Origin of the sequence: Loigolactobacillus bifermentans DSM 20003, assembly GCF_001434575.1 — a bacterium.
Taxonomy (GTDB): domain Bacteria; phylum Bacillota; class Bacilli; order Lactobacillales; family Lactobacillaceae; genus Loigolactobacillus; species Loigolactobacillus bifermentans.
Genome location: NZ_AZDA01000140.1, coordinates 179,363 through 200,367 on the forward strand (window position 1 = coordinate 179,363; position 21,005 = coordinate 200,367).

Annotated in this window: 18 protein-coding genes and 1 tRNA gene; 2 read left to right on the forward strand and 17 right to left on the reverse strand. The window is 46.4% G+C overall.

The window, feature by feature from the left end:
* Positions 1–17: 17 nt before the first annotated feature.
* Positions 18–377 carry a DUF488 domain-containing protein gene (locus FC07_RS15065; protein ID WP_057905899.1) on the forward strand — a complete coding sequence of 120 codons (360 nt, stop codon included), beginning with the start codon at positions 18–20 and terminating at the stop codon, positions 375–377.
* Here the strand turns inward: FC07_RS15065 and FC07_RS15070 are convergent.
* Complete coding sequence (locus tag FC07_RS15070) at positions 374–961, reverse strand: ECF transporter S component (protein WP_057905900.1); 588 nt, start codon at positions 959–961, stop codon at positions 374–376. The genes FC07_RS15065 and FC07_RS15070 overlap by 4 nt on opposite strands.
* Before the next feature lie 94 nt (positions 962–1,055).
* On the opposite strand from FC07_RS15070, the gene FC07_RS15075 reads away from it, so the two are divergent.
* Positions 1,056–2,003, forward strand: a complete 948-nt coding sequence (locus FC07_RS15075) for an NAD(P)-dependent oxidoreductase (protein WP_083483358.1) — start codon at positions 1,056–1,058, stop codon at positions 2,001–2,003.
* Between the two features lie 43 nt (positions 2,004–2,046).
* Here FC07_RS15075 and FC07_RS15080 read toward each other — a convergent pair whose 3' ends face one another.
* The 16 genes from FC07_RS15080 to nadE all read right to left on the reverse strand — a co-directional run bounded on the left by FC07_RS15080 (position 2,047) and on the right by nadE (position 20,936).
* A complete protein-coding gene (locus tag FC07_RS15080; protein ID WP_057905901.1) occupies positions 2,047–2,415 on the reverse strand; it encodes a DUF956 family protein in 369 nt (122 codons plus the stop codon).
* A 15-nt stretch (positions 2,416–2,430) separates the two neighbouring features.
* On the reverse strand, positions 2,431–2,805 hold the full coding sequence (locus tag FC07_RS15085) for a DUF956 family protein (RefSeq protein ID WP_057905902.1): 375 nt from the start codon (positions 2,803–2,805) through the stop codon (positions 2,431–2,433).
* A gap of 105 nt (positions 2,806–2,910) precedes the next feature.
* The gene (locus FC07_RS15090) at positions 2,911–3,822 is read right to left on the reverse strand and encodes a PTS system mannose/fructose/sorbose family transporter subunit IID (protein ID WP_057905903.1); all 912 of its coding nucleotides are present in this window, start codon (positions 3,820–3,822) and stop codon (positions 2,911–2,913) included.
* 19 nt (positions 3,823–3,841) lie between these two features.
* Complete coding sequence (locus FC07_RS15095; RefSeq protein ID WP_057905904.1) at positions 3,842–4,648, reverse strand: PTS mannose/fructose/sorbose transporter subunit IIC; 807 nt, start codon at positions 4,646–4,648, stop codon at positions 3,842–3,844.
* Positions 4,649–4,690: 42 nt separating this feature from the next.
* Positions 4,691–5,656: a mannose/fructose/sorbose PTS transporter subunit IIA gene (locus FC07_RS15100; protein ID WP_057905905.1), complete on the reverse strand. Its 966-nt coding sequence runs from the start codon at positions 5,654–5,656 to the stop codon at positions 4,691–4,693.
* 116 nt (positions 5,657–5,772) lie between these two features.
* Positions 5,773–6,276 (reverse strand): PTS sugar transporter subunit IIB, encoded by a 504-nt coding sequence (locus FC07_RS15105; protein ID WP_057905906.1) that lies wholly within the window; start codon positions 6,274–6,276, stop codon positions 5,773–5,775.
* Positions 6,277–6,428: 152 nt separating this feature from the next.
* Entirely contained in the window at positions 6,429–9,344 is a 2,916-nt protein-coding gene (locus FC07_RS15110) for a sigma-54-dependent transcriptional regulator (protein ID WP_057905907.1), read from the reverse strand.
* 475 nt (positions 9,345–9,819) lie between these two features.
* Positions 9,820–9,904, reverse strand: a tRNA-Leu gene (locus FC07_RS15115).
* A 128-nt stretch (positions 9,905–10,032) separates the two neighbouring features.
* Positions 10,033–10,902, reverse strand: coding sequence for a homoserine kinase (gene thrB / locus FC07_RS15120; RefSeq protein WP_057905908.1), 870 nt, complete (start codon positions 10,900–10,902; stop codon positions 10,033–10,035).
* Between the two features lie 15 nt (positions 10,903–10,917).
* Entirely contained in the window at positions 10,918–12,198 is a 1,281-nt protein-coding gene (locus FC07_RS15125; RefSeq protein WP_057905909.1) for a homoserine dehydrogenase, read from the reverse strand.
* Positions 12,199–12,220: 22 nt separating this feature from the next.
* Positions 12,221–12,661 carry a SprT family protein gene (locus tag FC07_RS15130; RefSeq protein ID WP_057905910.1) on the reverse strand — a complete coding sequence of 147 codons (441 nt, stop codon included), beginning with the start codon at positions 12,659–12,661 and terminating at the stop codon, positions 12,221–12,223.
* On the reverse strand, positions 12,654–14,822 hold the full coding sequence (locus tag FC07_RS15135) for a Tex family protein (RefSeq protein ID WP_057905911.1): 2,169 nt from the start codon (positions 14,820–14,822) through the stop codon (positions 12,654–12,656). Before FC07_RS15135 ends, FC07_RS15130 begins: the two co-directional genes overlap by 8 nt.
* A 71-nt stretch (positions 14,823–14,893) precedes the next feature.
* Positions 14,894–15,475, reverse strand: a complete 582-nt coding sequence (locus FC07_RS15140; RefSeq protein WP_057905912.1) for a uracil-DNA glycosylase family protein — start codon at positions 15,473–15,475, stop codon at positions 14,894–14,896.
* Positions 15,476–15,725: 250 nt separating this feature from the next.
* Positions 15,726–17,066: a dihydrolipoyl dehydrogenase family protein gene (locus tag FC07_RS15145; RefSeq protein ID WP_057905913.1), complete on the reverse strand. Its 1,341-nt coding sequence runs from the start codon at positions 17,064–17,066 to the stop codon at positions 15,726–15,728.
* Between the two features lie 64 nt (positions 17,067–17,130).
* On the reverse strand, positions 17,131–19,809 hold the full coding sequence (locus FC07_RS15150) for a cation-translocating P-type ATPase (RefSeq protein WP_083483359.1): 2,679 nt from the start codon (positions 19,807–19,809) through the stop codon (positions 17,131–17,133).
* A gap of 299 nt (positions 19,810–20,108) precedes the next feature.
* Positions 20,109–20,936 carry an ammonia-dependent NAD(+) synthetase gene (gene nadE, locus FC07_RS15155; RefSeq protein WP_057905914.1) on the reverse strand — a complete coding sequence of 276 codons (828 nt, stop codon included), beginning with the start codon at positions 20,934–20,936 and terminating at the stop codon, positions 20,109–20,111.
* Between the last annotated feature and the right edge of the window lie 69 nt (positions 20,937–21,005).

Consider the following 21,005-nt stretch of genomic DNA (forward strand, 5'->3'; position numbering starts at 1 on the left):
AGAAGGGAGTTTTTGCGATGAATATCAAACTAGAACGGATCTATACCAAACCAGTCGATCACGATGGTTATCGGGTTTTAACCGATCGGCTATGGCCCCGCGGGATTTCTAAGGTCAACGCAGCCTTAGACGACTGGGCCAAAGAAATAGCACCTTCAACGGAATTACGGCAGTGGTTTCAGCACGAGCCGGCTAAGTTTCCAGAATTTAAACAGCGCTATTTAGCCGAGTTAGCGGCCAACCCCGCCGCACCTGAGTTTGTCACGCAAATCAAACGCCAAGGTGCCACGCAACCCATTATTTTACTGTATGGGGCCAAAGACACCGTGCACAACCAAGCCCGGGTTTTAGCGGAATGGCTACCGAAACAGCTTTAACGTCGGAACCGTTGTAAGGGCAAACTGATCAGTGGTCCCACAATACCGGCTAAAATAGCTTCAGGAATCCCATTGGTTGCCACCACCACTAACAGCACCTTCATCAAGCCACTAATGTTGGTCTGATAAGCAGCCGCCACTTGTGGTGTGCGGTAAAACAGGTAGATCAACCCTAACACTAACAGAGTATTGGTCAAGGCCCCAACCAAACTGGCGATCAACATACTCACCGGTTTAGGCAAGCGGCCGGTTCGCAACCAGTTAAAAATCAAGCCTGCAAACAGCCCAATTAAAGCACGGGGTAAAATGGAGATCACAGGGTTGGTAAAGACTAGTGGGGCTAAGGGACTGGTCGGGGCAACAAACGCCCGCACAAACGTGATCAGCCCCCATACTGTGCCGACAATAGTGCCATCTCGTGGTCCCAGCACCAACGCCGCAACGATCACTGTAACATGAATCGTGGTCAAGTCTAATGGCCCAACCGGAATATAGCCAAATAGTGGCACAAAGTTTTGAATGATAATAATGGCACAAAATAACGCTAAAATGCTGATCCGATACGCCGAACTATTTTTTGTCATATTTTAACACCGTCCTTTAGTCTTAACTTACTGGTTGCATTATACCAAAATCGCTTTCAACTGAAAAATATTCTTATAGAATGTAGGTGAGCCCATGACACAAGTTTTATTGCTACAAACCTTGAAATCAGCGCAATTAGCCCAGTTAAAATCACAATTTCCCCAAGTAACATTTTTAACCGAGACACCTGTCAAGACAGAATTAAAAAACATTAATGTTTTATTTGGCTACCGCAAAACCGTCCTGGATCAGATTTTAGCGCAGTCCAATCACTTGCAATGGATCCAGTCCATTTCAGCAGGCGTTGACTATTTCCCACTGGCATCCTTAAAGCAGCAACATATTTTGTTAAGCAATACCAGCGGCATCCACGCCCAACCGATTGCAGAATGGGTTATTGGTATCCTGTTGAGCTACTACCGCGGGATTTTAAACGCACAAGTCCGGCAGGCCCAACAGGATTGGCAACGCCGCCCAGATGAATTGGCTGAACTTGGTAACCGCCACTTATTGATTTTTGGAACCGGCCAAATTGGGCAGCGGATCGCCACCTTAGCGCACGCATTTGGAACCACCGTAACCGGCATTAACCACACCGGTCACGCAGCACCTGGCTTTGACCAAACGGTGGCCATGACCAATTACGCCGCCGCATTGGCACAAGCAGATGTGATCGTTAATGCATTACCGTTGACTACAGCCACCACCAATTACTTCAACCAGACCTTCTTCCAGCAACTGACCACGCAGCCAGTATTTATCAACATCGGCCGTGGTCCCAGCGTGAATGAACCTGACTTACAAATTGCACTTGACCAAGGTCAACTGCAATTTGCAGCACTGGATGTCCAACAAACCGAACCACTACCTGCCACAAGTCCTTTGTGGCACCAAGCGCATCTGTTGCTCTCGCCACATGTTTCAGGCATTGTGGAACACTTTAAAGACGCAGTTTACCCTATTTTGAGCAATAACTTGACCCAATTTTTAAAAGATGGCACGTTGGCCGAACGCCAAGTGGATCTTGACAAGGGCTACTAAAAAAGCTTCATTCTCACTTTTGACACTGAGAATGAAGCTTTTTTTACGACTTCTTTTTACGATACCGATTGCGGAAAACATCCCACATGCTCGGCGCCCGTAGCACATGCTCGGCGCCAATGTGTTCGCGAAAGATGCGCAACACCTCATGGGGTTGTTTCGACGAAAAAACATAGGTCACACCGCGCTTGGTTTGGACATTGTATCGGGGGATCTTTTTGCCACCAGACTCAATTTTGGCACTAATAAAGTCAATCTCAGACCAAGGCAATTGCACACATTGATCGGGATAGTGATCGCGCTGAAATTCAAACCCTTGGTCGCCTAGGGCAATTGTTCCGCCCTGCATCACGCCAAGGTAGGCCGTTGCAGAGACGGTTAAATCAACGGTTGTATTAATTGATTGAAACATCTTGCACCTGCTTTCCTAGCCTTTTTTCTTGGTACCAAATAGCCGCCGTTTGAGAATTTTGAAAAAACCGATGGCCCGCACCATATGATTTGGATCAACGTGCTCACGAATACCACGTAAGGTTTTCTTAGGCGTTTTCGAAGCAAACGTGTAATTCCCATTTTTCTTGGTTTGCACGGTAAACCGGGGAATCCAGCGGCCACCAAACATCACAGAGGCCACCACATAATCGACTTCTTCCCAAGGAATTTGAATAAAGTCCTGAACGTGCTTATCGTTAAAAAATTCAAAACCGCGGTCACCTAACATGATTTTGCCATACTTCGGCAAGCCTAGATAAGAGGTCGCATCGACCACCAAATTAACCTTCGTATTAATTGATTCAACCATTCTCAACGCCCTCATTTCGTTTAAACTTATTACCGCCATTATACCCGTTTTAACGACGACTATAAAAAAAAGAGCCGTGAACAATGTCACGACTCTTAAAAATTGCTACATAATCCCAATCACGTGGAAGACAACCCCGACAACGAACAAGCCAAGGATGACGATGATTGGAGAAACTTTCTTCTTCAATAACCACATGCAAAGTAAGGTTAAGAGCAAGGCAGCCAAACCAGGAATCAAACTGTCTAAGTTATCTTGTAAGGTTGTGACTTTGTACTTATCCAGTGACAAGCCAGCAGCTTGTTGGGTCAAGGCTTCCTTGATCCCAGCAGCGCCGTGTGGCAATTTGTCCCAGTCGATGTAAGCACCAGCAGATTGCTTAACTTTAGAAACGGTTGGGGTAAACTTGATCGATACCCAACGGTTTACCAACGATCCTAAGATGAACATCCCTAAAATAGAGGCACCTTTGGTAACGTCTTGTAATAAACCACCAGACATATCTTCAGTGATCTTAGAACCGGCACGGTAGCCAAATTCTTGTGTGTACCACATGAAAGCGATCCGGATAATGTTCCAAGCAATAAAGAAGATGATTGGGCCAAGAATGTTACCACTCATTGCCAAAGATGCGGCTAAGGCACCTAAGATCGGCCGAACGGTGAACCAGAATACGGGATCGCCGATACCAGCCAAAGGACCCATCATACCAACCTTAACACCTTGGATGGTAACGTCGTCAACAGGAGCACCATTGGCACGTTCTTCTTCAAGGGCAAGCGTAACACCAATAACAGGTGATGCTAAATAAGGATGGGTGTTAAAGAATTCCAAATGACGCTTTAAGGCAGCGACACGGTCTTCTTTTGTCGTGTAAAGTTTTTTCAAAGCTGGAATTAAAGAATAAGCCCAGCCACCATTTTGCATACGTTCGTAGTTCCATGAACCTTGAATGAAGGTTGAACGCCAGCAAACGGACATCCGATCTTTTTTAGATAATTTAATTTGATCTGCCATTTTCTATTCCCCCTTCACTTTAATAATCGTCTATAATATCGCCCAGTGGGTCGCCCGCTGATGAGCCACCGTTGTTACCTGAGCCGCCAGTCTTAGACAATGCTAAGTAGATCAAGGCCATTGAAATACCGATCGTCCCTAAACCAATCAAGGTTAAGTCTTGGATCGTTGCTAAAACGAAACCAATGGCGAAGAATGGCCAAACTTCTTTGGTCGCCATCATGTTGATAACCATGGCATAACCTACGGCAACGACCATACCACCACCGACAGACAAGCCATCAGTTAACCAAGCAGGCATTGCGTTTAACAAGCTCTTAACAGGGCCAGCACCGATTGCTAAGATCAATGCAGCAGGGATTGCAATACGAACCCCTTGCAAGCAGATCGCAACGATGTGCCAAAAATCAACTTTTGCAAAGCTACCTTCATTGGCAGCAGCATCCATAAAGTGAACAATAGCGGTTGCTAACGTACGAACAATGATGGTCAATAATAAGCCGGCAACGGCTAAAGGTACGGCAATGGCGATGGCTGATGATACGCCGGCCTTGCCTTGGCCACCTAATACTAAAATAATTGCAGATGCAACTGATGCTAATGCAGCATCGGGTGCGACAGCGGCGCCAATGTTGGCCCAACCTAAGGCGATCATTTGTAATGTACCACCTAAAATCAAGCAAGGCATTAAGTTCCCTGTCACTAAGCCAATTAACGTGCAGGCAATAACTGGTTGATGGAATTCGAATTCATCCAAAATCCCTTCCATACCAGCTAAAAATGCGACGATAACGACTAATATCACTTGAATAATATTCAAATCCATGAGATTAATCCTCCGTTTCCTTCTGGTAATTGTTGGTGCTGATTATTTGTTAAGTTCGTCTTGAGCTTTCTTCAAGATGTTATCCATGTTATCTTGAGAATCCCCAGGCACTTTCCGAACATCAAACTTGATGCCCTTTGCCTTTAATTTGGCAAAGGTGTCAATATCATTTTGATCGAAAGCCAATACCTTGTTCGGTTGGACTTTCCCAGTTGAATGGGCCATTGAACCAACGTTAACCGTTGTTAATGGTACCCCACCATCAACGGCACGTAGCACATCTTGTGGCTTTTCGAAAAGTAACAAAGCACGTTGGCCTCCAAAATGCTTGTCATCTTTGGCTAATTTGATCATTTGATCAACAGGTACCACGTGGGCTTTAACACCAACTGGGGCAGCTTGTTGAATCAAATTCTTCCGTAATTCATCACGGGCAACGTCGTCAGAAACAACGATGATCCGTGTTGGGCTAACAGATTTTGACCAAGCCGTGGCAACTTGACCGTGTAATAAACGAGAGTCGATCCGTGCTAACACGTATTCGAACTTACCAGGTTTACCCTGAGCGGCACCGGTTGCTTTCGGCGCTTTAGGAGCTTCGGCTGGTTGTAATTCTTCTGGCCGAACCTTAACCCCTTCTTTTGCCGTTTCAATGATGTGCGCAGCGATATCCCGAGCTTTTTCCATTGTCATGCGGGAAGCGTATGCTTCGATCAGCATTGGCAAGTTCAAGCCAGTAACTACTGCCCACTTGTCCTTGTGTTCTTCAAACAAGGTGTTGGCTTGATTGAATGGTGTACCGCCCCAAAGGTCGATCAAGAACAAGACTTCATCTTGGTTATCGAAAGAAGCAACGGCTGCTTTCAATTTTGCCTTAAGGTCATCTGGGCCTTCGCTTGGAAGTAACGTAACAGCTTGTACGTTTTCTTGTTCTCCAAAGATCATTGATCCGGATTGCAAGATTCCTTCGGCGAATTTACCATGACTCGCAATGATAATTCCTACCATCTTTCTACCTCCTACTTAATGAATAATATTAATAAATGCATTGTAACCATGTTACAGGACAGCCGAAACTGTCTATTTTTAAAATGAGCTTGTAAATGCTGTTTTTACAACCCCAACTAAAAACCACTTTTAGCAAGCAGGTCCATCATGTTTTGACGCCGATCTGCCGGCACCTTCTGCGCGTAGATTTTAAGCCCAGCTTGGTCATGTAAATAATGCAGCGCGTCAGCCTGTTTTTGACCAACCGCAATTGAATCCGCCACCATTTTCATGCCATCTTTAAACACGAGACTGCCAATATCAATGCCCACATGCGCCAGCTGAATGCCACCTTTGACTAACCGTACCATGTCTTCGACCGATTCAGTTAGTAATAACAACTTCAAATCATCAAATAATGGATCTTGATAGATTTGGATCATTCTGGCAATGGTGATCACATTGGCGCGCACCCCGAAAGGCGCCGCCTGCGTAATCAACATTTTACGTAACGCATCATGGGCAACATCATCTGAAACAACCAAGATCCGGTTGGGCTTCACACTTTTGGTCCATGCGGTTGCCACCTGACCGTGAAGCAAACGACTGTCTACACGGGCCAGGCAAATTTTCATGGTCACTGTTCATCGTCTCCTTCACTTATTAAATTAATTTTAAATTATGTTGCCCACACTCATTCTATATAGCAAATACCGTGCCAACTTTTGTGTATCAGCTTTAAAAGCCGATTTCATCACTCATTCTTAAGGATAAAAAAAAGGCACACCGCCTTTTAGACTTGTGTGTCTTTTTGTGTATCACTTTTTGAAGTGTATTGTGCCAGTTGTGTATCAAACAGTTGCTCTAAATAATACACTTCATGATCATTAAGCGTTAATTGGAGCTTTGACTTCAGATAATCGTTGCCCTGTTGCACCGCAACATAGTACGGCGACTGTTGAATACTGGCTAAATCTTCAGGGGCAACACTAATGGTTTCCTGCAACAATGTTCGTTCAACCGCACCTGCTAAATGCAAGATCAGGCCAATACGAAAGGTATTGGTAAATGGCTGACTGAGTGTGTCACTTAATTGATCGGTGTAGGTCCAAAAAACATCGATCAACTTATGCGGGTTAATATACATGAAATAATCCTTCATATATTCTTCGCATAATTCTTTTGTGAGACTAGGATTGGAACCTTGCAATTTCACCTGTTCCACATGGTCCAAGACTTGTTCAAAGAAGGCACCGCCATCCCCTTGCAAAATTTGTTCCAGCGGTGCAAACGGTACATTGAGCTTTGGCTTGGTAATCCCCGTTGTGGCAATGATCTGATATTGCTGGCTGAGCTCAGTTAACGTTTGTGACATGTTTACCACTGAGATCGGCACCACCGTCACATCATCAATCAAACGCTCTGCTAATTGCTGATCCAGCAACTGCTTGATTTTCACAGCGGTGCCTTGCCCCGTTGAACAAATCGCCACGATTGCCCGCGGCAACATACTGGCTTGAACCGCTTCTTTAGCAGTTGGCCCTTCTACCACCATTGGCGTGGGCTTATTACCTTTGGAATAACCCCGAAATGCTTTGAGTTCGTTGTAAATTGCTGTGAGATCATTGTCCAATAACTCGGTTTTCCGCACCGCTTCAAGCACCAGCGCGGTGGTCACCATGTCCACCGTTTTAACCGCGATGCCAGTCGCTTCCGTTAATTTTTCGGAAAAAGTTGACAATGAACCCATATCCACCAGTAACAAAACCCCGTTCCCTTGGTCCACCTGTTCAACTTTTTTCACGATCCCTTGGTAAGCCGTTTTAGGACTCATATCAACGGGCATGTCATAGGCCACAATATTATCTGGCGACAGTAATTTTGTCACCACCTGAACCATTGACGTCGCTGTGCTACTACCGTGGGCCGCCACCACTAGGCCCACTTTCCCCGTGACAGGATCCGATTTTAAAGAAGCCAACAAAATCGTTAAGTAATACACTTCTGATAATGGAATTGGGACTTGATAATGGCTTTCTAGCTCTTGCTTAATGGCATGCGCCGCAGCCAATTCTTTGGGATAATCCCCCACCATTTCCTTCAAATCCTCGTTGATATTCCGAATCACATCACCAGACTGGATCCGTTTGACAAAAGAGGAGATGTGCAAACTCACAGCATAAATAAAATTGCGTTTAAAGGAATAACCTAGCATTTTTTCAATCTTCTTTTGCAACGCTTTGGTTAACGCAATAATATCGTCATCCACAATTTCAGCCAGTTTATCTTCTTCAGGCGCACCTAACTCGGTTTGCCGATAAAACGACTTTAAATGAATATTAATATCCGTGGTAATGAAATTATTAATGTGCTCTTGATCCAGCCCTTCGGAGCGCAAAATAGCTGCTTTACTGCCAATGATCTCATACAAATTATAAGGCAATTCATAGGCGTCCTCTTTCACCATGGCCCGCGTCTCATCTGGCACAATGGTCATGTAAGGCTCTAACAACTTGGTCAATTCGCCTAACGCATCCCGATCGGCTGCCAGCGTCGCGATACCAGCCTGCAAATTAGTGGGCAAATCGGCCGAGGTGATCTCAATTTCCTTTTCAGACTGGATGTTTTGAAGGAAGCCTTTGGCACAAACTAACTGAATATTGGATTTTAACTGACCCACGTTCCCGTAGGTCACGCTCCCGATCAAGGCCTTGACCACATCTTCAGAGATTCGAATTTGTTTGTGGATTCGGTTGGCCTCGAGTGAAAATAAAGCCCGCAACAACGCCAGTTTTTCATCCGCTGGTCGTTCATTAAACGGTGGCAACTGGATCAAAATTGGGATCCGGCGAATAAAGGTTGCCAGCAAACTACTTTCTGGATTTTCAGTGGTGGCACAAACCAAACGCACCTTGGCATGGTGGGTTTTAGCCGTTTCACCTAACCGACTATAAGTGCCGTGATCCATAAAATAGAAAATCATTTCTTGGCCTTCAGGTGGCAAACGGTGCACTTCATCGAGGAATAACATGCCGCCATCCGCTTCTTGGATCAGGCCATCTTTGTCTTCATTAGCGCCTGTAAAAGATCCCTTAGTATAGCCAAATAAATGGGACATCAATAATTCTGGATTATGTGCATAATCGGCACAGTTAAACGTGATCAACGGTTGCGCTGCTGCAATGATCTGGTGCCGCGTGGAAAATTGATACATCCCGTTAGCAAAGAAAGTTTTCCCAGAACCTGTGGGCCCGACGATCAAAGTATTGAGCCCTTTTGGCGGATACAGCATGGCGGCCTTCGCCTGTTCCACCTGATTTTTTAAGCTGCCATGTGCCCCGATCATTTGATCAAAAAAGTCGGTTTCACTTTCATTAAAGGTTTCTGCTACTTGTTGTGTCACCGTTTTTTGCTGTAACGGCGGCATGGCTGTGACAACATCAGCCGTCACACCATTTTGCGGTTGTTGCGGTCGATCGAGTTCTTCAGGTAATTTCGGCGTCACATAACGTACCGGACGCCCAGTCATTTTGCGGAGCTTGCCGTCACGCACCAAGTTGTTCAGTGCTTTTGACACATTGGAACGGACAAGCCCTAACGCATCGGCAACTGCCTTGGTGGTTGGGCCTTGGCCTTGATCAATGGCAGTCACCGTTAATTGGGCACACTGCTTCACAATATACTGATAAATTCGTTCTTCACGCGTCAAACACAATACACCCTTCCTAAACAAGCAGTCATAAAATCAAAAAAATTACTTTGTTAGCGCCATTATAGGCTGTTTCAAGCTAGTGTGTCAACGAAGTGTATCGGCCATACACAAATTAAACACTGTCAACTTTTGCGTAATGATTATGAAAGCCTGTCCCCACTGTTGTTCAACCAATCAGGCGCTAAAGCGGCCACCTCCTAAATACACTAATGTTTATTTTTATTTCATAAAAATCTTATTTCCGGAGGATGTCCAGTCCTGTGGCGTTAACCCACACCGCAGGACGCATGGCACCTCTAAATACACTAATGTTTATTTTTATTTCATAAAAATCTTATTTCCGGAGGATGTCCATTTCCTCGGACGAAACCTGCCACGATGGCAACATGTCTAACAAGACTATCGTAAACTTACGCATCGACTTTTATCACGACAAAAAAAACAGCCATCTTCCGATGACTGTTTAAAAGAGTGCGGCTGACTGGACTTGAACCAGCACGGGAAAAATATCCCACCAGATCCTTAATCTGACGCGTCTGCCATTCCGCCACAACCGCATATTCAGTTTTAATCTGTGCCCCTAAAGTAGTGCACTAAAATAGTATACGGTAAATCAATTCAGAACGCAATACCATTTCTTGAAGATTAAAACTTTTTAATGCGGCGGTTTAAAGCGTTATCCCGCTTAGTTTGTGACGATCATGCCTTGCCGGGCAACGCCTAAATTCAACCACTTCCCTGGCAAGTCTAGGCCGATCAACTGTTGGAACGCCGTGGTTGCTTTAGCTTCAGATACCAAGGTGACCACCGTTGGACCAGCCCCACTTAAATAAGTCCCGTAAACATCACATTCATGGGCTGCTGCGCGAATCTTAGCCAAATGTGGCACGAGATCGCGGCGATACGTTTCATGGAAATGATCGCGTTCCATCATGCGAAAGGCCACATCCAGTTGACCGCGTAGCACTGCTGCAACCAACACATTACTGGCAGAACTGGTTTTAACTGCTTCAGCCAGCGGAATTTGCTTGGGTAAAACAGCCCGACTGGCGGAGGTTAACAATTCTTCATTGTGAATATAAGTCAGTGCGTGCACATGTTCCACAGGGGCACTAATGGCATCGGCGGCCACATCATCATACGTTGCCACCACAAAGCCACCATAAATCGCTGGCGCTACATTATCGGGATGGCCTTCTAGCCGCACGGCAATTTGCAGTTTATCGTAGTCCGTTAACCCGAGATTGCCTAACTGGTTGGCTAATTCGATCCCAGCAATAATGGCAGATGAACTGCTGCCTAACCCTCGGGCCAATGGAATATCACTGGTCATTTTAATGCGTTGGGGGGTCAGATCTGGAATCAAGGCTAAGGCCGTTTTCAAAATCAAATTATGCTCATCCGCGGGTACATCTGCTCCCAGCGTATGCTCAATTTGCCAATGATCCTGTGGGCCTTCAACTTTCAACGTTAAATATAGTTCTAAGGCAAGGCCAATGGAATCAAAACCAGGGCCAAGATTTGCGCTGGTCGCTGGTACTTTAATGGTTAACATTTAACCCATCCCTTTCTATTCAAGCACCCGGAAACTAGCCAACAATTCAGCATGTGGCAAGTCAGCCACTTGTGCCGTGATCGTCTTCAATTGGGCCAATGAGATCTTATGCGTAATCATCACAACGTGGGCATAATCGCCATCGCTGGAAGTTTGCATCAGTTGCTTAAAGCTCGCTTCGGTTTCAGTCATGATCTTGGTCAAGGTTAACAATTGCCCGGGAATATCCCGTAGCTTTAGGGCAAAGTAATAGGCTGACTTCGAATCTTCATCTTGTGCTAAAGCTGCTTCATGGGCGTAATTGTTAAAGGCATTTCCTGTAAAGCCAGTCACGATATTTTGCGTCACCGACACAATATCACTGACCACCGAATTAGCGGTTGGCAATTGTCCTGCCCCAGGTCCGTAGAACATGGTGTTACCGGCTGCGGCCCCGACCACTAACACGGCGTTATTTTCATTTTGAACGCCAGCTAACGGATGGTCGTTGGCCACTAAGGTTGGGCCGACTTCAACACTGACTTTACCGTCAATTTCTTTTGACGTTCCGATCAGCTTTACTGTATAACCTAAACTTTGCGCCTGCTTAATATCTTCTAACCGAACTGAATCAATGCCTTCGACCCGCAAATCGTCTAAGGATAACGTCATCCCAAACGCAAAGCGCGTTAAAATGATCATCTTATAAGCGGCATCGATCCCTTTGACATCGTTCGTCGGATCACTTTCCGCAAAGCCTAATTCCTGCGCCTGTTTAAGGGCAGCCGCATAAGTCATATTCTTTTGATTCATCTGGGTCAAAATAAAGTTGGTCGTCCCGTTAACGATCCCACTGACTTCTAAAATTTGATCGGCTGGAAAGCTATTGGCAATCGTCCGTAAAATTGGGATCCCACCAGCCACACTGGCTTCATACATCAGGTCACGTTGCTTATCCACGGCTAACTCGATCAATTCATCCCCACGCTGGGCAATCAAATCTTTATTAGCGGTGACCACATGCTTACCGGCCATTAACAATTGTTTAATATAAGTTGCGGCGGGTTCGATGGTCCCCATGACCTCCACCACAATTTGAACCGTTGGATCATGGATCAAATCTGCCACATCTGTGGTTACTGGAATATCGCCGAGATCCACACTTCTTGGCTTATCGGGATTATGAACCACCACCCGCCGAATCACGAGGCGCCGCCCTGTAATGGATGAGATCTTATCCTGATGATCCTGTAACATACGAACAACGCCGCTTCCGACGGTACCAAGGCCTAGTAAGCCTACGCCAATTTCACGCATAAAATAACCTTCTTTCCAAATTTTAGGCAACGGCCACTAATTTCCCGTGGCAGCGACCGCACCGATACTTTTTTAAATTCACTCGCCGACGCCGCTGATAAAGCTGACCACAGCGTTGACACCGGTACTGATAAAATGTGACTTGATCTGGTAAAGCTGGTGCAAAACGTAACCCGCCTACTTGTTTCAATAATTGTTTAAAGGCCCGGTCACGATGTTGATAGCCTGCCCCTGCCAAATGCAGGTGGTAGTGACATAGCTCATGCTTAATAATACCAATTAATACGCTTTGATTAAAGGCCTCTGTGAAACGTGGGTTAATTTCGATCACATGACTTTTCAATAAATACCGGCCACCTGTGGTGCGCAAACGCCGATTAAACCGTACCGAATGCCGAAACGGACGCTGAAAATCATTTTGTGAGATCCGTTGCACCAGCGCCGTTAATTCCTGATCAGTCATGCGGTGGAATCATGGTCAATTGAACCCGCTCGCGTTGCAGATCAACACTTAAAACCCACACGTGAACAATATCGCCTACTGACACCACAGCTTGTGGTCGTTTCACAAAATGATCCGCTAACTGCGAAATGTGGACTAACCCATCATGCTTCACGCCAATATCCACAAAAGCCCCGAAATCAATCACATTACGCACGGTTCCTTCCAATGCCTGCCCAGGTTTTAAGTCCTCAATGGTCAAAACGTCGGTGCGCAATAATGGCTGTGGCGCATCATCCCGTAAGTCACGCCCTGGCTTCATTAAGCTGGTCAACAGGTCTTGCACAGTCCCAACACTCACGTCAAACTGCTGTGCAAGTTTCGTCTGGGCCACTTGTGCCAACATTTGGTTCGTGGCAGCTGATCCTAATGTTTGCGGGTCAATGGACAGGGTCGCTAAAATCGCCTTTGCCAACGCATAGCTTTCAGGATGGATCTCCGTTTGATCTAACGGTTGTTTGCCATTTAAGATCCGTAAAAAACCAACGGCTTGTTCATAAGCTTTCGGACCTAAACGCGGTACTTTCTTTAAAGCGGCACGACTTTGGAAATGACCATTTTCATCCCGATACGTCACAATATTTTGCGCAGTGGTTTTCGTGAGTCCGGAAATATAAGTCAATAACTGCGGACTCGCTGTATTCACATTGACCCCCACTTGGTTAACGGTATCCCCAACCACCGCTGCCAACTGCGTATTCAACGCCTTTTGCGCCACATCGTGCTGATACTGACCGACACCTACTGCTTGTGGGTCGATTTTGATCAATTCAGCCAACGGGTCTTGTAACCGCCGAGCAATGCTAATGGCGCTACGTTCCTCAACGTGTAAGTCAGGAAATTCCAACCGAGCCGTATCACTTGCCGAATAAACACTGGCCCCGGCTTCATTAATGATCACGTAATAGATTTTACGTTTGATCGTCTTTAACACTTCTGCCACAAATTGTTCTGATTCGCGGCTGGCCGTGCCATTGCCAATGGCGATCATTTCAACTTGATACTGCTCAAGAAACGCCTTAAACTCACTGGCAGCCGCTTGACGTTTATTGGCCGGTGCTGGCTTATGGGGATAGATCACCTTTTTAGCCAAAAACTTGCCCGTTGGATCAACGATTGCTAATTTGCAACCGGTGCGATAAGCCGGATCAAACCCTAACACCACTTTGCCTTTTAACGGCGCCTGAAGCAGCAAATGACGTAAGTTTTCACCAAATACATCGATTGCCTGGCTTTCAGCCGCTGCCGTAAGCTGATTGCGTAATTCACGTTCAATTGCTGGCGCAAGTGTGTGCTGATAAGCAGTGGTCAAGGCCTGCTGCAGTTGTTCTGCTGCTAGGCCCTGACGACCATGTAAAACAACTTGTTCCAAATGCCATTCGATTGGCCGTGGTGTGATCGTCAACTTAACTTTTAAAATGCCCGCCTTTTCACCACGATTAATGGCCAAGGTCTGGTAACCGGCAATTTGTTTCAATGCCCCAGTAAAATCGTAATACGCTGCATAAACCTGCTTGTCATCTTCCACTTTTGGCTTAACCGTAACGTGTAATTGGCCTTGGTTCCAAGTGTACTGCCGGATCCACTGCCGAAAATCACTGCGATCACTGTATTGCTCAGCTAAAATGGCCTGCGTACCCGCTAAAACAGCGTCATGATCGGGTAATTCAGCGTTTTGAAACTGGGTCAACTTCGCCTCGAATTGTGCCTGCGTCAACGGCGGACATTTTTCCAACCATTGTGCGAACGGTGCCAAGCCTTGTTCCTTGGCAATAGTGGCCTTGGTACGGCGCTTGGGCTTATACGGCCGATAAAGATCTTCAACGGTTTGTAACTTCGTCGCCGCTGCGATCTGTTGTTTTAATTGAGGGGTTAACTTGTTTTGTGCCGCGATTTGGTCGCAAACCTCGGCCTGGCGCTGTGACAATTTCAACTGATAGTCATAAGTCGCTTCAATTTGCCGCAACTGCACTTCATCTAAGTTACCCGTTGCCTCTTTCCGATACCGCGCCACAAATGGTACGGTATTGCCAGAAGTTAATAGTTTCAAAGCGGCTTCAATCTGATGCCCCTTAAATTCCGATAATAATGTTTGGGTCTTTTTTAAATTTACTGCATCCATGCCAGGGTTCCCTTCTCAAACTAAATTACATCCATTATAGCAAAAAAGAAGCCGTAAATTGTAACGACTTCTTATTGCAACAATTGATGAACCCGCTGCTGTAGCACCGGTAAGACTTGTGCTTCAAACCAAGGGTTTTTCTTTAACCACCCGTAATTTAAAGGCGACGGATGCACCAACGGGAAATAAGTTGGCAAATAAGCCTGATAAGCTTGGACCGTCGCCGTTAGCGTTTTTTGGCGCCGCTTTTGCAAGTAATATTTTTGCGCATATTGTCCAATTAAAAGTGTCAGCTCAACTTCCGGCATTAAACTTAACACCGGTTGATGCCACTTTTCAGCAAAACCTTTGCGTGGGGGTAAATCCCCACTTTTCCCTTTACCCGGATAATAGAAATCCAGTGGCACCACGCCTAATTTGCCGGAATGATAAAACGTATCCCGACTAACGCCTAGCCAATCGCGTAACCGATCACCACTAGGATCATCCCAAAATGTCATGGACGCTTGGGCCTTACGACTAGGGGCCTGACTAATAATTAAAATTTTCGCCTGCGGTTCAACGTGGTACAACGGTTGAATCCCTTGTTGGGTGAATTCCTGATTTTGGGGATCCGCTTCAATCGCCTTAAAAATATCATCTGCTTGGGACATTGATAAACCTTCTAACTGCTCTAATGTATCTTTGCTTCGCAAAGGTCCGATTTCCGAAGGATGACCATTCTGGCGGACAAAAACCGTCACGCCAGAAACATGGCCCTTCTAACTGCTCTAATGTATCTTTGCTTCGCAAAGGTCCGATTTCCGAAGGATGACCATTCCTACGGGCGCAACCACCCTCGTAGGAAACATGGCACCAGCTAAAGGCTCTATTGTATCTTTGCTTCGCAAAGGATCGCGTGTGTTACTTACTGTAAAAATAGCCTAAATCACTGGCAACGCTGGGATAAATTGGCATCCAGTCGCGTAGGGTCTCCGGTTTTTCGTGCTTACTGATCAAGGCTGCGAAATGATTGATCAATTCTTCTGCGTTAATGGCCAGCACAACAGCACCAACCAGCTGGCCGGTGGTCCGATCTTGGATCGTGGTCACTTCAGCGGTTTGATCTTGAATCCGATGATACGTATACCAGTTGCCCACCACTTGTTCTTGGATCATATACTGTTCTGGCGCTTGTTTGGCAGCGTCTAACGTTACCCCGACTTGGGCCAATTCAGGGCCAGCAAACACTGTATGTGGAATCGCTGGATAGGTAATCGCCGCCTGGGTTTGGCCTAAAATCACTTGGGCCACATAGCGGCCTTCTAAGCTTGCCACTGGCGTTAATTTCGGAACCTGTTTTGCCACGGCATCCCCAATGGCATAAATCGTTGGCACGTTGGTTTGCAACCGCTCATTGACCACGATGCCTTGGGGTTTTGTAGCAATGCCCAAGTCTGACAGATTCAGGTCATCTAACTGCGGGCGCCGACCAGCCGCCGCAAAAATCGCATCTAACGTTAGGGCTGGCAGCGTATCGGTTGTGACAATCACTTGTTGGCCAGCTTCCTTTAGTGCCGTTAAGTTGGTGTTCATGTGAAAATGAATTCCTTTTGCCTGCAAAATTTGGCGTAACTTTTCGGTATAACTGGCAGGGAAGCCGCGTAATAAGCGCTCATTATGCTGAAAAATATGCACTTCTGCACCAGCTTCCACCGCAATATTAGCCAGTTCAATGGCCACATAACCGGCGCCAACAAACCCAATTTTTGCAGGTAATTGGGCTAAGTTGAGAAAGTCTGTGCTCGTTTGAAAAGCCGTTTGCCCGGGAATATCTGGCAAGGTTGGCGTTGCACCAGTGGCAATAATAATCTGCTGGGCCGTATAATTGGTGCCATCCACCTGGATCATATCGGTTCCCACAAAATGCGCCTGACCATGAATATGGTCGATGCCTGCCTGAGTCAGCCCGGCCACTGTCCCGGTTGGCACACGATCCGTATAACTGTGTTTAAACGTCATTAACGCTGGCCAATCGACTTGTGCCGTGCCAACTAAGCCACTTTTGGCATAACGTTGGCCTTGGCGCTTCGCTTCCACCACACCATACAACATTTTCTTAGGATCACAGCCTGCATTGGGGCAAGTACCGCCCCATAAATTGGCCTCAACCACCAGTACCTGTTGGGTTGCATTTAGCGCATAAGCAGCGGCTAACCCACCTGGTCCAGCGCCAATAACGATTGTATCGTAATGTTTTGTCATATTGCCCCACCTTTCACATTGACCTGTTTTAAGCCTACCGGTTGCCACAGCATTTGTCACCTGATCAGCTTTGCCGTTGTGCAACGCGTCGTTGCACTAATTTTACCACTTCAACGATCACAATAATGGATCCCGCACCTGCCAACACGGTCCCCCACTGGCTTAAGGATAATGGTGTGACGTGAAACAACTGATTGAAGCCCGGTAGTAAAATTGTCGCCGCCATTAGCAGTGCTGAGACTAGAATGGCCCAATTAAAGGTGTGATTTTTAAAACGTTCCTTACGGAATAAGGTGCCGTGTAAGGACTTCACATTAAACGCATGGAATAATTGAATCAAGCCTAAAGTTGCAAAGGCCATGGTCAATGCATCCGCATGTGCTAGTTGCGCGTTGGCATGCACCGGATAAGTAATGCCCAGCCAATACACCAGTAAGGTCAAGCCACCTTCTAACAACCCTTGGTACAAAATAGCAGGGGTGACCCCACCCGATAAAAAGTTGGCCTGTCGTCCCCGTGGCTTGTGTTTCATAATATCCTGTTCCATCGGCTCAATGCCCAGCGCAATGGCCGGAAAAGTATCGGTTACCAAGTTGATCCACAAAATCTGTACCGGTGCCAAGATCTGCCAGCCTAAAATCGTCATCATGAACAAGGTTAACACTTCACCTAAATTCGCTGACAACAGGTACTGGATCGCCTTTTGAATGTTGGCAAACACTTTTCGACCTTCTTCAACGGCGACCACGATCGTGGCAAAATTATCATCCGCTAATACCATATCAGCCGCATTTTTAGAGACTTCTGTCCCAGTGATTCCCATGCCAATGCCAATATCTGCTGTTTTTAGCGCCGGTGCGTCATTCACACCATCCCCTGTCATGGCAACGACCTTACCCTTTTGTTGCCACGCTTTGACGATTCGAACTTTATGTTCAGGCGCTACCCGGGCATAAACTGAATACTGACCGACTTTTTGAGCAAAAGTCGCATCATCTAACTGATCCAACTCAGCACCGGTGATCACGGCGTCCATTTGGCCCGGTTTTAAAATGCCTAACCGTTGGGCAATTGCCGTGGCCGTATCCCGATGATCCCCGGTGATCATTAATGGGCGAATGCCTGCTTCACGGGCTGTCGCGACCGCCGCAGCCACTTCTGGCCGTTCTGGATCGATCATGCCGACTAAACCAGCAAAAATTAAATCTTGTTCCACGGTTTCCGTGGTGATCGTGGCAGGTAACTCAGCCACCACGCGATACGCCATCCCTAACACGCGTAATGCCTGCCGCGCCAGTTGCTGATTTGTGCTTAAAATCAGATTGCGTTGTTCGTCCGTCATCGGTTGTACGTGGTCCTTTAACTGATACTGCATTGTGCGCGGTAACAATTGATCTGGAGCACCTTTGGTCGCAATCAAATACTGGCCATTGGCAAGCTGATGAATAGTGGTCATTAGCTTGCGTTCCGAATCAAACGGCACTTCCGCCACCCGTGGTAACTGACCTAAATAAGTTTGAACGGCTAAATTTTGGTTTAAACCGTATTGAATCAAGGCGGTTTCCGTTGGATCACCAAGTAACGCCCCGGTAGGATCAATTTTGGTATCATTGGCCAAGGTCATGACTTGCATAATAGGTTGCTCAAAACTCGCTGGAAAATCCAAGGCATTTTGCAGCTGATTATTGGCAAAAATCCGTTCCACTGTCATCTTATTTTGCGTTAAGGTCCCCGTTTTATCTGCCGCAATAATATCCGTACTGCCTAACGTTTCCACTGCTGGCAATTTACGCACAATGGCTTGCCGTTTGGCCATGCGTTTCGTTCCTAAGGCCAACGTCACAGTCACGATCGCTGGTAAGCCTTCTGGAATCGCCGCAACCGCCAACGAAATTGCAATCAATAACATGTTCAAAATGCTGGCTTGATGGTTCATTAACCCTAAGCCAAAAATCACCACGGCCAAGATCAAAATCAGCCACGTTAACGTTTTACCTAAATGATTTAAGTTTTCTTGTAAAGGTGTTTTGGTTTCATCAGCCTGGTTCAACATGCCAGCGATCCGACCAACTTCCGTCTGCATGCCGGTAGCCACGACCACACCTAACCCACGGCCATTGGTCACATTACTGTTCATAAAGGCCAAATTTGTTTGGTCCCCTAAACTGATTTTATCGGTGGTGGTTAAAGGTGCTGTTTGCTTGGTCACAGGAACAGACTCCCCAGTCAAAGCCGCCTCTTCCACCTTTAAATTTTGTGCTTCCACCAAGCGCAGATCGGCTGGAATCACCGCACCGGCTTCCAACAGTACCAAATCGCCGACCACTAAATCTGTACTGGGAACAGTCACCACTTGGCTATTGCGCAGGACTTGGGCTTGAGGCGCCGACATTTCTTTTAAGGCATCGATGGCCGCTTCTGCTTGAACTTCTTGGAAAACACCAAAAGCCGCATTTAGCAAAACCACCAGTAAAATGATCACGGCATCTGGGACTTCCCCTGAAAAAGCTGCCACCAGGGCTGCCACCAGTAACACAATGATCATAAAATCTTTAAATTGATCGATAAACCGCTGGACAAGCGTTTTTTTAGACTTGGCGACTAATTGATTGGCGCCATTTTGTGTCAGCCGTGCTTGGGCCTCATGCGGACTGAGGCCTGCTTCCAAGTCGGTTTGAAATTGTTGGACAACCGCTTCAGTTGTCATTCGATAATAAGTTGGGCGTTCGGTTGGATTTTTCATACCCATTCCTCCAGTTCAAAATTTTTACCGCATGATGATACAAAAAATGAGACCTATGCATGCGCGACAAAAAGGCCACACTCATAAGTCTCACTTTTTCAGACAACACCGGAACCGGAAATCAATTCTTGTTGACGGTGCTGCCCCAGTTGTCCACGCAACTGCTGGTTACTCCCCTATGCTTGAGCTTCAGTATACCGGATGCTAACGGATTGACGCAAGTGATATGTTTAACAGAATTTCAGCATCAAAAGGATTGCTGGGCCTGTTCAGTCGCGGCAATCCCTGCTTTATTTTGCTTACTTCCAAAAATCATCAAAAACGGTAATTGGCAAATGGCGTTTGTGCCCAGTTTTCAAATACCACGCCTCAATTTTTTCGGCCACGGCTGTGTCAACTGTTTTTCCTTCCAAATAATCGTCAATATCATCATAACGGACCCCTAACGCCACCTCGTCTGGCAGTGCCGGGCGGTCTTCTTCAAGGTCAGCAGTTGGCGTTTTCTCATATAACGCTTTTGGTGCGTTTAAGGCCGCCAACATCGCTTTCCCTTGACGTTTGTCTAAGCGATAAAGTGGCACTAAGTCGGCGCCACCATCCCCAAACTTGGTGTAAAAACCAGTGATTGATTCTGCCGCATGATCTGTGCCGATCACCACGCCTTGGTTGGCACCCGCAATACCATACTGCGCGATCATTCGTGCCCGGGCTTTGATATTGCCTTTGTTAAAGTCACTAATGGTTAAATCGTTAGCCGTTAACGCCGCTACCATCGCATCGACACTTGGCTTAATATTGACCCGGCAGGTTTGGTCCGCCTGCATAAAATCAATGGCAGCCATGGCGTCTGATTCATCAGCTTGCTCGCCGTAAGGCAAACGCACCGCAATAAACCGGTAACTGTCATCGCCAGTTTCAGCCCGCATTTCATCAATGGCCAACTGGCTTAAACGGCCTGCTAAAGTTGAATCTTGACCGCCTGAAATCCCCAGCACCAAACTTTTGGCAAAGGTATATTTTTTCAAATATGCTTTCAGAAACGTCACACTACGGCGAATCTCAGCTTGAGGATCAATTTCAGGTTGTGTTTTCAGCGCTGCAATAATTTCTTTTTGTAAAGGTCGCACAATAAAGACCTACTTTCTATTAGGTTTATGCCGATTATAGCACATCAAAAAAGCAGCGCCACGCGCTGC

Excerpts from the sequence above, each read along its gene's own strand:
- FC07_RS15065 (WP_057905899.1), top strand. The coding sequence starts at position 18 with ATGAATATCAAACTAGAACGGATCTATACCAAACCAGTCGATCACGAT.
- FC07_RS15085 (WP_057905902.1), bottom strand. The coding sequence starts at position 2,805 with ATGGTTGAATCAATTAATACGAAGGTTAATTTGGTGGTCGATGCGACC.
- FC07_RS15100 (WP_057905905.1), bottom strand. The coding sequence starts at position 5,656 with ATGGTAGGAATTATCATTGCGAGTCATGGTAAATTCGCCGAAGGAATC.
- FC07_RS15150 (WP_083483359.1), bottom strand. The coding sequence starts at position 19,809 with ATGAAAAATCCAACCGAACGCCCAACTTATTATCGAATGACAACTGAA.
- thrB (WP_057905908.1), bottom strand. The coding sequence starts at position 10,902 with ATGTTAACCATTAAAGTACCAGCGACCAGCGCAAATCTTGGCCCTGGT.
- FC07_RS15080 (WP_057905901.1), bottom strand. The coding sequence starts at position 2,415 with ATGTTTCAATCAATTAATACAACCGTTGATTTAACCGTCTCTGCAACG.
- FC07_RS15075 (WP_083483358.1), top strand. The coding sequence starts at position 1,056 with ATGACACAAGTTTTATTGCTACAAACCTTGAAATCAGCGCAATTAGCC.
- FC07_RS15130 (WP_057905910.1), bottom strand. The coding sequence starts at position 12,661 with ATGACTGATCAGGAATTAACGGCGCTGGTGCAACGGATCTCACAAAAT.
- FC07_RS15140 (WP_057905912.1), bottom strand. The coding sequence starts at position 15,475 with ATGTCCCAAGCAGATGATATTTTTAAGGCGATTGAAGCGGATCCCCAA.
- FC07_RS15090 (WP_057905903.1), bottom strand. The coding sequence starts at position 3,822 with ATGGCAGATCAAATTAAATTATCTAAAAAAGATCGGATGTCCGTTTGC.
- FC07_RS15095 (WP_057905904.1), bottom strand. The coding sequence starts at position 4,648 with ATGGATTTGAATATTATTCAAGTGATATTAGTCGTTATCGTCGCATTT.
- FC07_RS15145 (WP_057905913.1), bottom strand. The coding sequence starts at position 17,066 with ATGACAAAACATTACGATACAATCGTTATTGGCGCTGGACCAGGTGGG.
- FC07_RS15125 (WP_057905909.1), bottom strand. The coding sequence starts at position 12,198 with ATGCGTGAAATTGGCGTAGGCTTACTAGGCCTTGGTACCGTCGGAAGC.
- FC07_RS15135 (WP_057905911.1), bottom strand. The coding sequence starts at position 14,822 with ATGGATGCAGTAAATTTAAAAAAGACCCAAACATTATTATCGGAATTT.
- FC07_RS15070 (WP_057905900.1), bottom strand. The coding sequence starts at position 961 with ATGACAAAAAATAGTTCGGCGTATCGGATCAGCATTTTAGCGTTATTT.